This window comes from Nocardiopsis sp. NPDC101807 (genome assembly GCF_044766605.1).
GTDB classification, from domain to species: domain Bacteria; phylum Actinomycetota; class Actinomycetes; order Streptosporangiales; family Streptosporangiaceae; genus Nocardiopsis; species Nocardiopsis tropica.
Genome location: NZ_JBIWMK010000006.1, coordinates 115,630 through 129,051 on the forward strand (window position 1 = coordinate 115,630; position 13,422 = coordinate 129,051).

At 74.5% G+C, this 13,422-nt stretch carries 11 protein-coding genes; 4 read left to right on the forward strand and 7 right to left on the reverse strand.

All coding sequences use genetic code 11. From position 1 onward, the window contains the following. Positions 1-13 precede the first annotated feature (13 nt). Positions 14-1,012, reverse strand: coding sequence for a Gfo/Idh/MocA family protein (locus ACIRPH_RS19425; protein WP_402916228.1), 999 nt, complete (start codon positions 1,010-1,012; stop codon positions 14-16). Positions 1,013-1,293: 281 nt separating this feature from the next. Here ACIRPH_RS19425 and rfbH point away from each other — a divergent pair, with 281 nt between their 5' ends. Beyond that, the gene (gene rfbH / locus ACIRPH_RS19430) at positions 1,294-2,616 is read left to right on the forward strand and encodes a lipopolysaccharide biosynthesis protein RfbH (protein ID WP_402916230.1); all 1,323 of its coding nucleotides are present in this window, start codon (positions 1,294-1,296) and stop codon (positions 2,614-2,616) included. A gap of 90 nt (positions 2,617-2,706) precedes the next feature. Here the strand turns inward: rfbH and ACIRPH_RS19435 are convergent, their stop codons facing one another. The 4 genes from ACIRPH_RS19435 to ACIRPH_RS19450 all read right to left on the reverse strand — a co-directional run bounded on the left by ACIRPH_RS19435 (position 2,707) and on the right by ACIRPH_RS19450 (position 5,980). Further along, positions 2,707-3,423: a class I SAM-dependent methyltransferase gene (locus tag ACIRPH_RS19435; RefSeq protein ID WP_402916232.1), complete on the reverse strand. Its 717-nt coding sequence runs from the start codon at positions 3,421-3,423 to the stop codon at positions 2,707-2,709. Positions 3,424-3,574: 151 nt separating this feature from the next. After that, positions 3,575-4,351 (reverse strand): TetR/AcrR family transcriptional regulator, encoded by a 777-nt coding sequence (locus ACIRPH_RS19440; RefSeq protein WP_402916234.1) that lies wholly within the window; start codon positions 4,349-4,351, stop codon positions 3,575-3,577. A 123-nt stretch (positions 4,352-4,474) separates the two neighbouring features. Beyond that, positions 4,475-5,293 carry an NAD(P)H-binding protein gene (locus ACIRPH_RS19445; protein ID WP_402916236.1) on the reverse strand — a complete coding sequence of 273 codons (819 nt, stop codon included), beginning with the start codon at positions 5,291-5,293 and terminating at the stop codon, positions 4,475-4,477. 117 nt (positions 5,294-5,410) lie between these two features. Next, entirely contained in the window at positions 5,411-5,980 is a 570-nt protein-coding gene (locus ACIRPH_RS19450; RefSeq protein ID WP_402916238.1) for a DNA-3-methyladenine glycosylase I, read from the reverse strand. 232 nt (positions 5,981-6,212) lie between these two features. Here ACIRPH_RS19450 and ACIRPH_RS19455 point away from each other — a divergent pair, with 232 nt between their 5' ends. Further along, positions 6,213-7,172 carry an ATP-binding cassette domain-containing protein gene (locus ACIRPH_RS19455; RefSeq protein ID WP_402916239.1) on the forward strand — a complete coding sequence of 320 codons (960 nt, stop codon included), beginning with the start codon at positions 6,213-6,215 and terminating at the stop codon, positions 7,170-7,172. After that, entirely contained in the window at positions 7,169-8,020 is an 852-nt protein-coding gene (locus ACIRPH_RS19460) for an ABC transporter permease (protein ID WP_402916241.1), read from the forward strand. Before ACIRPH_RS19455 ends, ACIRPH_RS19460 begins: the two co-directional genes overlap by 4 nt. Before the next feature lie 51 nt (positions 8,021-8,071). On the opposite strand, the gene ACIRPH_RS19465 is transcribed toward ACIRPH_RS19460, so the two are convergent. Then, the gene (locus ACIRPH_RS19465) at positions 8,072-8,803 is read right to left on the reverse strand and encodes a hypothetical protein (protein ID WP_402916243.1); all 732 of its coding nucleotides are present in this window, start codon (positions 8,801-8,803) and stop codon (positions 8,072-8,074) included. A 293-nt stretch (positions 8,804-9,096) separates the two neighbouring features. Here ACIRPH_RS19465 and ACIRPH_RS19470 point away from each other — a divergent pair, with 293 nt between their 5' ends. Beyond that, positions 9,097-11,061, forward strand: coding sequence for a M3 family metallopeptidase (locus tag ACIRPH_RS19470; RefSeq protein WP_402916245.1), 1,965 nt, complete (start codon positions 9,097-9,099; stop codon positions 11,059-11,061). 53 nt (positions 11,062-11,114) lie between these two features. Here ACIRPH_RS19470 and ACIRPH_RS19475 read toward each other — a convergent pair whose 3' ends face one another. Next, positions 11,115-13,328, reverse strand: a complete 2,214-nt coding sequence (locus ACIRPH_RS19475; protein ID WP_402916247.1) for an ATP-binding protein — start codon at positions 13,326-13,328, stop codon at positions 11,115-11,117. Positions 13,329-13,422 lie beyond the last annotated feature (94 nt).

The following is a 13,422-nucleotide window of genomic DNA, read 5'->3' on the forward strand; positions in this document are numbered from 1 at the left end:
CGTCCGGTTCCGGTCAGACCGCGGCGGCCTCCGCCGCGCTCCGGCGGACGCGGTCGACGAGACCGGCCAGCTCCAGGACCGGTGACGTGTCCACCGGCGCCGTCCCTCGGACACCGTCGGCGAAGGCGTCCAGGAGGTTGCGGAACTGGTGGTCCGGTTCCAGGGGGAGGTCCTCGGCGGTCGAGCCCGTCCGCAGCTCCAGGGTCGGCCGCAGCGTCTCCGGCGGGGTGAAGGCGCGGTCCAGCCGCAGCGTCCCGGACTCCCCCCAGACGGTGTACTCGTTGCGGTAGTGCAGCCCGAACCCGAACCCCGCCTGTGCCGTCCCGCCGTCCGGGGCGGAGAGCAGCGCCCCGCCGCGCACGTCCACCCCGGTCTCCTCCCCCCGCTCCAGGACCGCGCCGCCGACCCGGAGACCGCCGCCCCACAGGAACTGCGCCAGCGCCAAGGGGTACACGCCCACGTCCAGGAGGGCGCCGCCGCCCAGGGCGGGGTCGTGCCGGATGTCGCCGGGAGCGCGCCGGGGCACCCCGAACTCGCACATCAGCGCCCGCGGGTGTCCGATCGCCCCCTCCGCCACCAGCCTCCTCAGCTCGTGGTGCTGCCGGTGGTACCGGAAGGCGAAGTTCTCCATGACGGTCAGGTCGCGCCGCTCGGCCTCGGCGAGCAGCTCCGCCGAGGGCCCGGACCCCGTGGTGAGGGGTTTCTCGGAGAGGACGTGGAGACCCGCGGCCAGGGCGCGTCCGACCCACTCGTGCCTCAGCGCGACCGGCAGGGGCACGTACACGGCGTCGAGGTCCTCCCGCGCGAGCAGGTTCTCGTAGCCCGTGACCGCGGCGCCGCCGAAGCGGTCCGCGAACCGCTCCGCCTTGGCGGCGTCCCGGCTGGCGACCGCGACGAGACGCACGGAGGGGGTCGTCGCGACAGCCGGAAGGACGCGCCGCCACGCGATGTCGGCGCAGCCGAGCACCCCGAGCCGCACCGGTGCTCCCCTACCCTCGCGCGTCGAGGACACACGACCTCCCTCGTGTCGACCGGCTCCGAGGCGCCGGGTGCCGCGGCCGGCCGAGGCCGCGCCGCCGCCATACTGCCAGAGCGGGGAGGCCGGGGACACCGCCGTGCTCCGCGCTCCGGTCCGGTCGCTCCACCGGAGGCGGGAGGGCCTTCGCATCCCCTAGTGTGTCCGGCGCCGTCCCAGGGCGCCGGGAGCCGGGACGGCCGGGATCCGGTGTCCACGGGGACGGCCGGAGGGGCGGCGCCCGCCCACGACGTCCGCCCAGGAGGGAAGTTCCACGCATGGAGACGAGTGACGAGGCCGCGGCCGTGCTCGACGCCGTTCGCGCCTACCACCGGTCCACCCGGACCGAGCGGGAGTTCGTGCCGGGCGTGACGGAGATCTGGCCCTCCGGCGCGGTCCTCGACGAGGAGGACCGGGTGGCGCTCGTCGAGGCCGCCCTCGACATGCGCATCGCGGCGGGCCGGAGCGCCCGCCGCTTCGAGTCGGCGTTCGCCAGGAGGCTCGGGCGCCGCAAGGCCCACCTGACGAACTCGGGGTCCTCCGCCAACCTGCTGGCGCTGTCGTCCCTGACCTCCCACCTGCTGGAGGACGAGCGCCTGCGCCCCGGCGACGAGGTCGTCACGGTCGCGGCGGGGTTCCCCACGACCGTCAACCCCATCCTCCAGAACGGGCTCGTGCCCGTGTTCGTGGACATCGACCTGCGCACGTACAACACGACGGCGGAGCGCGTGGAGAGGGCGATCGGCCCCCGCACCCGGGCGATCATGATCGCCCACGCCCTGGGCAACCCGTTCCAGGCCCGGGAGATCGCGCAGATCGCGGAGGACCGGGGCCTGTTCCTCGTCGAGGACAACTGCGACGCCGTGGGGTCCCTCTACGACGGGCAGGTGACGGGGTCCTTCGGCGACCTCTCCACGGTCAGCTTCTACCCGGCCCACCACATCACCATGGGGGAGGGCGGGTGCGTGCTCACGTCCAACCTCCTGCTGGCGCGCGTCGTGGAGTCCATGCGCGACTGGGGCCGGGACTGCTGGTGCGAGCCGGGCGAGAGCGACACCTGCCGGAAGCGCTTCAGCTACCAGCTGGGCACCCTGCCGCCGGGGTACGACCACAAGTACACGTTCTCCCACGTGGGGTACAACCTGAAGGGGACCGACCTCCAGGCGTCGCTCGGCCTGACCCAGCTGGAGAAGCTGGAGGACTTCGGCAGGGCCCGGCGCCGCAACTGGCGCCGGATGAGGGAGGGGCTGGACGGGGTGCCCGGCCTGATCCTCCCGGAGGCCACGCCCGGCAGCGATCCGAGCTGGTTCGGGTTCGTCGTCACCGTCGATCCGGAGGCGCCGTTCGGCAGGGCGGAGCTGGTCCGGTTCCTGGAGTCCCGCAGGATCGGCACCCGTCTGCTTTTCGCGGGAAACCTCACCCGTCACCCCGCCTACCTCGACCGCCCGCACCGGGTGGCGGAGAACCTGGACAACAGCGACATCGCCACCGACCAGACCTTCTGGACCGGGGTCTACCCGGGCCTCACGGACGAGATGATCGACTACGTGGTCTCCTCCATCACCGAGTTCGTCAAGGAGCGGGGCGCCGTCGCCCCCTGACCGGGGCCCCGCCCGCGGTCGCCGAGGGGGCGGCCGGCGCGAGCCCGGCGGCCCCGGCGCGCTCCGCGAACGGAGCGCGCCGGGCGCGGCTCACGCGGACGGCAGGTGCTCGGGCATCCGGAAGTAGATCATCGGGTTGTCCCTGCTGGTGCGCACCGGCTCCCCCAGGCCCAGCTCCTCCTTGAGCTCCAGGAGCGCCGTGTACGGGGCGGGCGCCTTCCTGCGGGACGGCGTGAAGAAGTCCGTGCCCGTCCTCCGCAGCCACGCCAGCACGACCGCGCCCTCGGTCAGCGGCAGGGCCCGCTTGCCGTGGAACACGTCGTGGACGCTGACCGGGGTCCCGGGCGCGACCCGGGGGAACAGCTCCGACAGGTACCACCGCGCGAACCGGCCGTTGTGGGCCGCGTCCACGAACAGGTAGCCGATCCCCTCCGGAACCCGGGACATGTTCTCCCGGACGTCGCCCTTGTGGAACTCCCAGCGGCCCAGCGCCAGCTCGGCGGGCACGTTCGCCACCACGTCGTCCACGATGTCGAAGGAGTGCAGCGTCCCCGCCCCGTTGTCGCGCAGAGCCGACAGGATCCAGGTCGTGGACCAGCCGTGGAACGTGCCCAGCTCCATCACCGTGTCCGGACGGGTCTCGCGCAGGAGCAGGTAGGTGATCTCCGCTTCCAGGTCGTCGAGCTGCGGGGTCATGCGGTCCCGCGTGGCCCGGTGGAACGCGCGCTGCGCGTCGCGCACCTTCGCCAGCGGGTCGCGGTACTTGCGGTACAGGTCCCCGATCAACGACAGGCCGATGTCCCCCATACCGCTCCCCGGTTCGCTCCGTGTGGGTCCGGATCTCACCGTATCGACCCGGAGGCCGCCGGGCGCCGGAAACCGGGCGCCTTCCCTCCCGGCGGGTCGCGGTCGCCGTCGGCGGGGCCGCACGGCCGTCCGCGAGCCGTGCCCGGCGGGGCTACACGCCGTCCGCGGCGGAGGAACGGGAGTCCACCAGGACCTGGATCCCGTCCAGGACGCGCTCCAGCCCGAACGCGAAGGCGTGCTCGGCGGGGTAGACGGTCCGGTGCTCCCGCCCGACGGAGCTTCCGACGCGGGAGGCCGTCGGGTAGTCGCTGTCCCTGATCAGGGAGGCGAGGACCGGACCGTGGGTGCTCCACCACTGGCCGTCGGTCATGCCCGACGCCCGCTCGGTCTCGCCGACCGCGACGGCCTGGCCGGCGGCGCCCTCCGCGTAGCTGTTGACCAGGCTGACCGTGGAGTCCATCTCTCCGTCGGTCAGGCCGAGGCCGTCGACCGCGGACAGCTCGTACTCGTACTTGGCGACGAGGTTGGGGCCCAGCAGGCGCCCCCGGGAGGCCTGGAGCATCCACGGGTGGCGCAGGAACAGGCGCCAGTTCGCGTGCGCGATCGCGCCCAGCCGGTCCCGCCAGCCGCCGGGCCGCCCGCCGCCCGCGTGCAGGCCCGCGTAGGCGGCGTCGAGCATCAGGTCGATCAGCTCGCCCCGGCCCGGGACGTAGGTGTACAGCGACATCGTGCCGACGCCGAGGCGCTCGGCGACCTTGCGCATGGACAGCGCGGCGAGCCCGTCGGCGTCGGCGAGCCCGGAGGCCACGGACACGATCCGGTCCACGCTCAGGTCGGGCTTGTTGCGCCTGCTGGTGGGCTCCTGGGTGCGCCACAGCAGGGCCAGGCTGCGCGCTGGGTCGCCGCTCGTGGTGTGCTGAGTGGACATTGACCGCCCTGCTCTTCCGGTCCGGTGCCCGGTCAGTGTACGGCAGGGCGGTCACGCCGGGCGGACGCCGGTTCCGGGCCGCCCCCCGGCCCGGGGCACGGGGTCCGGACCCCGCGGGGGCGGTCAGCCCCGGAAGGCGTCCCTGTGCTCCTCGGCCCACGCCGCGAACCCGCGGGCGGGCCGTCCGGTGACCTCCTCGACGGTGGGCAGGGGTCGGGTGCCCACCTCCGGGGGGTCCGCGGCCAGCCGGGCGGCGAAGCCGATGTACTCCTCGTCGTGGCCCAGGGCGCGCAGTCGTTCGGCCTCCTCCCCGGGGTCGATCCGGACCAGCGCGATCTCCCGGCCGAGCACCTGTGAGAGCACCGCCACCCGCTCCCCGGGGGTCAGCGCCTCGGGGCCGGTGAGGATGTAGTCGCGGCCGCCGTGCCCGTCCCGGGTGAGGGCGGTGACCGCGACGGAGGCGATGTCCGCCTCGTGCACCAGGGCGCTGGGGTGGGTGCGGACCTCCCTGACCACGCCCTCCTCCGCGACGGACCCGGCCCAGTCGAGGGTGTTGGCCATGAACTCGACCGGGTGCAGGAGGGTCGAGGCGAGAGGGCTCGCGGCGAGGGCCTCCTCGACGGGACCCGGGTAGAAGTCGCACAGGACCGTCACCCGGCGGACCCCCGCCCGTTCGGCGAGTTCGACGAGCCGGGGCGCCGTGTCGAGGGGCGCGTAGTCGTCCCCGCCGAACGTGATCAGGTGCAGGCCGACCACCCCCTCCAGGTGGGGGACGAGGCTGTCGGGGTCGGTGAGGTCGCCGCGCACCGCCCGCGCCCCTTCCGGAAGCCGGGCACGAGCGGGGTCGCGGGTGAGCGCGCGGACCGGGAGCCCGGCGCCGAGCAGCTGGTCGACGACGTGGCGGCCGACGGTTCCGGTGGCGCCCGAGACGAGGAACGTCATGGCTCTCTCCTGCGGTTGGGGGGCGGCGGGGTCGTGCCCGCCTGTTTCGTAGGGCGTACAGTACACCGTACGGAACGGGGTGCGGAAGAGCGGCGGACCGCTGCCGCGCGCGGCGGCTCAGGCGGAGGCGGCGGGGCACCCGGCCAGGTGGTCGTCGACCACCCCGACGGCCTGGAGGTAGGAGTACACGATCGTGGTGCCGACGAAGTTGAAGCCGCGCCCCTTGAGGTCCTTGCTGACGCGGTCGGACAGCGGGGTGCTCACCGGGACCTGTGACGGCTCGGTGGCGCGGTTGACCACGGGCTCGCCGTCCACCCAGCCCCACAGGTAGCCGGCGAAGCTGCCGTACTCCTCGCGCACCCGCTCGAAGGAGCGGGCGTTGCGCACCACCGAGGCCACCTTGAGTCGGTTGCGGACGATGCCGGGGTCGGCGAGGAGCCGGTCGGTGTCCTCCTGTCCGTACCCCGCGATCCGGGTGCGGTCGAAGCCGTGCAGGGCGCGGCGGTAGTTCTCGCGCTTGCCGAGCACCGTGGACCAGGAGAGCCCGGCCTGGGCGCCCTCCAGCACGAGCAGCTCGAACAGGTACGCGTCGTCCCGGGACGGCCTGCCCCACTCCTCGTCGTGGTAGGCCTTCATCAGGTCCGACGCGTTCCGGGCCCAGGCGCAGCGCTGGTCCTGGTCGGGCATGGGTGCTCCTCGGTGTCGACTGCGGTCACCGCATTGTCGCGGAGGCCTCCGACCGTCCGCCCGTCCCCGCGGGGCGCGGGGGCCGGGGCTCGGGCCGGAAGGGGCGGCCGAGGTCGTCCACCGATCGCTTTATCCCGTAAGGAATTATCTCCGGCACCCTTGTGTTCCCTGAAGCGCAGACCGTACAGTACGGCGTACGGTAAAGGGATCGGCTGTCGGAGAGGGGATCACCGTGGAGACGACCGGGGGCGCGGTCACCGCGCGGGGCCTGGGGAAGCGCTACGGACGGAGCTGGGCGCTGAGGGGGTTCGACCTCCACGTGCCCGTCGGCAGCGTGTGCGGCCTGCTCGGCCCCAACGGGGCGGGCAAGACCACCGCCGTGCGCGTGCTCACCACGCTGCTGCGCGCCGACGAGGGCACGGCGAGCGTCGCCGGACACGACGTGGCCGCCCACGGGGACCGGGTGCGCCGGAGCATCGGGCTGGTGGGACAGAACGCGGCCGTCGACGAGGTGTTGAGCGGCCGCCAGAACCTGGAGATGTTCGGCCGCCTCCACCACCTGGGCTCCCGGCGGGCCGCCTCGCGCGCGGACGAGCTGCTGGAGCGGTTCCGCCTGGCCGACACGGGGAGGAAGCCGGCCGGCGCCTACTCCGGCGGCATGAGGCGCCGCCTCGACCTGGCCGCGAGCATGATCCTGGCGCCGCCCGTGCTGTTCCTGGACGAGCCCACCACCGGACTCGACCCGCGCAGCCGCGACGAGGTGTGGGGCGCGGTCCGCGAGCTGGTCGCGGGTGGCACGACCGTCCTGCTCACGACCCAGTACCTGGAGGAGGCGGACCGGCTCGCCGACCGGATCTGCGTGGTCTCCTCCGGCCGGGTCGTCGCCGAGGGCGCCCCCGGGGAGCTCAAGTCCCGACTCGGCGGCGACCGCCTCGACCTGGTGGTCCGCGACCCGGCGGAGCTCGCCGGGGCGGCCGGCGTCGTGCGGCGGGTCGTCGGGGCGGAGCCGGACACCGACGTGGAGAACCGACGGATCGGCGTCGGCGTGGAGGACCGGGTCGCGGCGCTCACCGGGGTGGTGCGTGCCCTGGAGGAACAGCGGATCGGTGTGGAGGACGTCGTCCTGCGCCGACCCACCCTGGACGAGGTGTTCCTGCGCCTCACCGAGGCCGAGGAGGCGACCGCACGATGAACACGACCGTCGCCCCGCCCGCCGGAGGACCCGCCCGCGGGGAGGCCGGCGGGTTCGCCGCCCGCGTCCGCTGGGCGGCCGCGGACGGGTGGACCATCACCCGGCGCGAGGTCCTCCACTGGATGCGCCGTCCCGGACAGCTCGTCGCCGGGCTGCTCTTCCCCGTCATGATGCTGCTGATGTTCGGGTTCCTGTTCGGCGGGTCGATGACCGTGCCCGGCGGCGGGGACTACCGCGAGTTCCTGATGCCCGGCATGTTCGCCATGACCATGGTCTTCGGCGTGGGCGAGACGGTCACCGCCGTGTCCCACGACATGGCGCGCGGCGTCACCGACCGCTTCCGCTCCATGCCCATGGCGCCGTCCGCCGTCGTGGTGGGGCGCTGCGCGGCCGACATGCTCAAGTCCGCGATCACACTGGCCGTCCTCCTCGGCTGCGGGCTGCTGGCGGGATGGCAGTGGCACGGCACCGGGGGCGAGGCCGCGGCGGCGGTCGGCCTGCTCCTGCTGCTGCGCTTCTCCCTGGTGTGGCCCGGGATCTACGTGGGCCTGGTCGTCCGGGGGGAGGCGGCGGTCACGGCCGTGCACACCCTGGAGTTCCCGCTGGGGTTCCTGTCCAACGCGTTCGCGGCCACCGCGACCATGCCCCTGTGGCTGGGCGCGGTCGCGGACTGGAACCCGCTGTCCTCCACCGTCGCCGCCACCCGCGAGCTGTTCGGCAACCCGGGCTGGGGCGGTGAGACCTGGATCGCGCAGAACGCCCTGATCATGGCGGTGGTGTGGCCGCTGGCCGTCGTCGCGGTCTTCTTCCCGCTCTGCGTCCGGCGGTACCGCGACATGGCCCGGTAGCCGGGCCGCGCCACGGGAGGCCCGGCGGACGGACGCCGGTCCGCCGCCGGTTCAGCCGTGCCGGCCCGCCCGCCGGCGGGCCGCGTCGTGCAGGGCGAGGTACCGGCCCGCCCTCGCCCGCCTGGCACTCGCGAGGGGGAGCAGGCACAGGAGGCCGATGAACATGAGGACGGTGTGCACACCGGTCGCGAGGCCGTTCAGGTCGCCCCGCAGGAGCGACCGGACGATGACGTAGAGTCCGCCCGCGAGCATCAGCGCGTGGCACGCCCCGATCACGACGTAGAGCCCGGCCCGGAACCACGGAGACAGGCCGGACAGGTGGGAGGGGTTCACGAGGACCGCCTCCGCCAGGGAGCGCGCGACGTGGTTGACACGGGCGTCCGAGCCGATCAGCCTGTGCCGGACGAGGGCCCGTGCGGCGCGCAGGCCCTCCGGCGTCGTCCGCGGGGGGACACGGTCGGGTGGCGGCCAATGGGTCGGCGCGCAGAGGAGGGCCGCGAGGAACAGCGCCGGAACGGCCACCAGGGCGAGGACGCCGACCGTGTCGGTCCAGGCCTGGACGGACCGCGCCCACGCCACGCCTCCGAGCAGTCCGAAGGGCCTCTCCGCCTCGGCGGCGACGGCCATCACCGCGAAGTTCCCCGCCATGACGGCGAGGGCCGCCCCGAACAGGACGAGCCCGGTGACGCGCCGCCGCCGGTACGCCCGGGCGTAACTCCCGGCGGTCCGGGGAGGGACCCGGTCCGGCTGCGCGGACGGCGGTGGGCGCGGGGGATGGTGCACAGGGGCCTCCGGGGGGTGTCTGCGGGGGGCCGGTCCGGAGCCGCGCGTGCCCGGGGCCCGGGAGGGGAACGGGAGCCGTTCCCCCTGCCTCGGACGTCCGGGCGGGGACCCCGGTTCCCCGGAAACCCCGACGGGACAGCGGTTCCGGGCGGGAGCGTGCGAGCCCCGGGCGGAACCGGCGTGACAGCGCGGGCCGGTCGCGATAGAACGGCACCGGCATTCCCGGCACACGTGTCCATTCCAGGCACACGGACCGCCAGGCCGACGCGTACGAATCACGAGGAGCCCGAGCCTTGACCGACAATCCGTTCTTCGCTCCCAGTGGTCTGCCCTACCAGCTGCCCGACTTCGCGAGCATCCGCGAGGAGCACTTCCTCCCGGCGTTCGAGAGGGGCATGGCCGAACACCTGGCCGAGGTCGACGCCATCGCGAACGACCCCGAGCCCCCGACCTTCGACAACACGCTCGTGGCCCTGGAGCGGTCCGGCAGGATCCTCCGCCGCGTCAAGGCCGTGTTCCACACCCTGGCCGGTTCGGACGCCACCGACGGCATCAGGGAGATCGAGAAGGAGATCGCCCCGAGGGCCGCCAACCACCGGGACGCGATCTCCCTCAACCGCGCCCTGTGGCGGCGGATCAAGCAGGTCACCGCCTCGGGACCGGAGGAGGCCCGCCTCCTGGAGCGGTACAGGACCGACTTCGCCGCCGCGGGGGCCGACCTCGCGGAGGACGGGCAGGCCAGGCTGCGGCAGCTCAACGAGGAGCTCGCCGGCCTCGCCACGGAGTTCGCGCAGAACGTGCTCCGCGCCTCCTCGGAGTCCGCGCTCGTCGTCCACGACCCCGCACTGCTCGACGGTCTGGACGAGGCCCAGATCAGGGCGGTCGAGAAGGACGGGGAGTACGTGCTCCCCCTGCTCAACTTCACCGTGCAGCCCGCGCTCTCCCAGCTCACCGACCGCGCCACGCGCGAGCGGCTGTACACCCTCAGCACGGAGCGCGCCCCGGAGAACCTCGCTCTCGCCGCGCGGATCGCCGGACTGCGGGCCGAGCGGGCCGACCTCCTCGGCCACCCCGACCACGCCTCCCTCAAGGTCTCCGACCAGACGGCGAAGACCGTCGGGGCGGTCGAGGAACGTCTCGGCCAGCTGGTCGGCCCCGCCGTCCGCAACGCGGAGAAGGAGGCCGAGGCGCTCGCCGAGCACGCCGGGCACCCCGTCGAACCGTGGGACCGGCCCTTCTACGCCGAGAAGGTCCGACTGGAGCGCCACGACTTCGACAAGGGCGCTCTGCGGCCCTACTTCGAGCTGGACCGGGTCTACCGGGACGGGGTCCTCCACGCCGCCGCCCTCCTCTACGGCGTCACCTTCACCGAGCGCACGGACCTGCGCGGCTACCACCCCGACGTGCGCGTGTGGGAGGTGTTCGAGGAGGACGGGACCGGGCTCGGGCTGTTCCTGCTCGACCCCTACGCCCGCCCCACCAAGCGCGGCGGGGCCTGGATGCACAACCTGGTCGACCAGTCGTTCCTCCTGGACGAACGGCCCGTGGTGGTCAACAACCTCAACATCACCAAGCCCGCGTCCGGGCCGACGCTGCTCACCCTCGACGAGGTCCGCACGGCCTTCCACGAGTTCGGCCACACCCTGCACGGCCTGTTCTCGGCGGTGCGCTTCCCGCGCTTCTCGGGCACCAGCGTCCCCCGCGACTTCGTCGAGTTCCCCTCCCAGGCCAACGAGATGTGGGCGCACCGTCCGGAGGTCCTCGCCAACTACGCCAGGCACCACGAGACCGGCGAACCCGTGCCCGCCGAGCTCGTCGAGCGGATGGCCGCGGCCACACGGTTCAACCAGGGCTTCGCGACCGTCGAGTACCTCGCGGCGGCGCTGCTCGACTGGGCCTGGCACCGCATCGGGGCCGGGGAGGCCGTGGACCCGGCCGCCTTCGAGGAGCGGGCGCTGGAGGCCTGGGGGCTCGGCCCGGCCCAGGTGCACCCCCGCTACCGCACCGCCTACTTCATGCACGTGTTCTCCAACGACTACAGCGCCGGCTACTACTCGTACGTGTGGAGCGAGGTCCTCGCCGCGGAGGCCGTGGAGTGGTTCACCGACAACGGCGGCCCCACACGGGAGAACGGTGAGCGCTTCCGGGAGCGGGTGCTCTCGGTCGGCGGGGGCGCCGACCCGATGGAGGCCTTCCGCGGCTTCCTCGGCCGCGAGCCGCAGATGGGCCCCCTGCTGCGCCGCCGCGGCCTGGAGTAGGCGGCGGGGACCGGGGACCCCCGCCGCGGGGGCCGGAGGCGCCGGGCCGGGGCTCAGGACGCCGACGGCCCCGGCGGCTCCGGCCGGTCCGGCGGGCCCGCCGGGGGCAGGCGCACCGTGAAGACGGTGCCCTCGCCCCGCACGCTCTCCACCGAGACCGACCCGCCGTGCAGCTCCACCAGGCCGCGCACGATGGCCAGCCCCAGACCGCTGCCGCCGGTGCGCCTGTTACGCGACTTGTCCGCGCGCCAGAACCGGTCGAACACGTGCGGGAGGTCCTCCCGTGCGATGCCGACCCCCGTGTCCTCCACCTCCACGACGACGTCGCCGTTCCGGAGCGGCCCGCCCGGCGGGCCCGCGGCCCCGTCCGCGCGCCGCACCCGGACGGCGACCGTCCCGGGGGCCGGGGTGTGCCGCAGCGCGTTGCCCACCAGGTTCCCGACGATCTGCCGCAGCCGGGTCCGGTCGACCACGGCCACCACGTCCTCCGCCTCCACGACCAGCCGCAGCCCCGACGTCCGCGCCCGCAGGCGCTGGCCGTCCACCACCTGTGCCACCAGGGCGCCCACCTCGACCGGCTCCGGGGACAGCCGCAGCTTCCCCGCATCCGCCAGCGCCAGGTCCTGGAGGTCGTCGATGATGTCCTGGAGCAGGAGCGTCTCGCCGACCAGCATCCCCATGCGCTCCCTGTCCAGGTCCGCGACCCCGTCCTGGGCGGCCTCCAGCCAGCCCCGCAGGTTGCTCAGCGGCGTCCGCAGCTCGTGGGAGACGTCGCTGACCATCGCCTTGCGCTGGTCCTCCAACCGCGCCAGGTGCTCCGCCATCTCGTTGAACGCGGCCGCGAGCTGCCCGATCTCCCCCGAGTCGCGCACCTCGACCCGCGCCGTCCCCTGCCCGGCGCGCATGCGCCGCACGGCGTCGGTCAGCGCGCGGACCGGGCGGACGAGGCGGGTCGACACGGCCACGCTCACCACCACCGTCAGCACCAGCACCAGCAGCACCACCCCGGCGACGCGCAGGAGGCCCTCGCGGGACAGGGACAGGCCGGACTCCGGCTCCTCCGACGGGTCGTCGATGAACAGCAGCGCGGCGGGGGCCACGTAGGGGTCGAGCTGTTCGCGGACACCGGAGTCGAGGCAGGCCGAGGTGCGCGCGTCGAACCTCGGGGGAGCGGGAGGGGACGGCTCCTCGGACGGCGCCGGGGCCACCGGGACGGGGGCCGGGGAGGGCTCGGGAGCCTCCGGCCCCGGGGCGACCGGCGCCTCCGGGAGCCCGGGCGGAGCCGGCTCGTCCTCGGGCGCCTGGACCGATCCGCCGTCGGCGGGCTCCTCGCTCGGAACGGCGGGCACACCCGGGTCGGCGTCGGAGTCCCCCGGCCGCTCCTCCACCGGTTCCCGGGGGGCGCGCGCCTCGTCCGCCGGGGCCCCGTCCCCCACGGGCTCGGCCACCGGGACCCCGTCGGCACCGTCCATGCGGAACTCCGCCTCGGGCAGCCCGTCCTCCCCGAGGCCGAGGCAGGAGGCGACCAGGCGGTTCAACTCCGCCAGGGCCTCCCGCTCGCTCCCGGTCGGCTCGTCCAGCGCGTCGAGCCCGCAGCCGACCCACGCGGCGTCGTCCACCGGGTCCCCGGTCACGGCGGGCCGACCGCTCGGACCGGCCTCCACCTCCGCGGCCAGCCCGTACGTCCCGCCCAGGCAGGCCGCGCCCGACTCCGCGACCTCCAGCAGCCGGGACCGGTCCTCCCGGGACAGGGCGAACGGCCCGACCGCGCGCGGGTCGATGCGCCCCGCGAGGTCGGACGCCAGCGTGACGTCCACCGCCAGCGGGTCGACCACCGAGGACGTGCGGTACGGGAGCGGCCGGTCACCGCCCGCCGAGTCCGCCAGCAGGCCGTGGCTCTCGGTCGTCAGGGCGATCCGCCGCCCCGTCTCCTCCGCCAGCCCCTCCACCGTCGACCCCACCCCGTCCCACGCGGGGTGGGTGGCCGCGTACGCGACGAGGGTGTCGTGGATGCGGGTGTCCACCGCCAGGGTCTCGCCCTGCTGGACGCTGATCGACTCCGACGTCCCCTGCACCGCCAGCCAGGCCGTCGCGGTGATCGAGCAGACCGCCACCAGCACCGAACTGGCCAGGAGACGCGCCAGCAGGCTGTGCCGCAGGGCTCCCCCCGTCCGGGGGCGCGCCCGGCGGCCGCGGGCCCGCGGGGCGCCCGTGGGGCGTGTTCCGTGGATGCCGCCCGTCGCGAGCGGCGTATCCGGTGCGTTCATCGCAAGGCCGAAGAAGGGGTCAGGGCGGGGTCCTGTCGACAGAGGGGAACGCCGCGAGGGGCGTGCCGGGGCGACGTGCAGCAGGGCGGGTGTC

Bases quoted from the DNA above. Each gene is read 5' to 3' on its own strand.
- ACIRPH_RS19460 (WP_402916241.1), top strand. From the start codon at position 7,169: ATGAACACGACCGTCGCCCCGCCCGCCGGAGGACCCGCCCGCGGGGAG.
- rfbH (WP_402916230.1), top strand. From the start codon at position 1,294: ATGGAGACGAGTGACGAGGCCGCGGCCGTGCTCGACGCCGTTCGCGCC.
- ACIRPH_RS19475 (WP_402916247.1), bottom strand. From the start codon at position 13,328: ATGAACGCACCGGATACGCCGCTCGCGACGGGCGGCATCCACGGAACA.
- ACIRPH_RS19450 (WP_402916238.1), bottom strand. From the start codon at position 5,980: ATGCCCGACCAGGACCAGCGCTGCGCCTGGGCCCGGAACGCGTCGGAC.
- ACIRPH_RS19445 (WP_402916236.1), bottom strand. From the start codon at position 5,293: ATGACGTTCCTCGTCTCGGGCGCCACCGGAACCGTCGGCCGCCACGTC.
- ACIRPH_RS19440 (WP_402916234.1), bottom strand. From the start codon at position 4,351: ATGTCCACTCAGCACACCACGAGCGGCGACCCAGCGCGCAGCCTGGCC.
- ACIRPH_RS19435 (WP_402916232.1), bottom strand. From the start codon at position 3,423: ATGGGGGACATCGGCCTGTCGTTGATCGGGGACCTGTACCGCAAGTAC.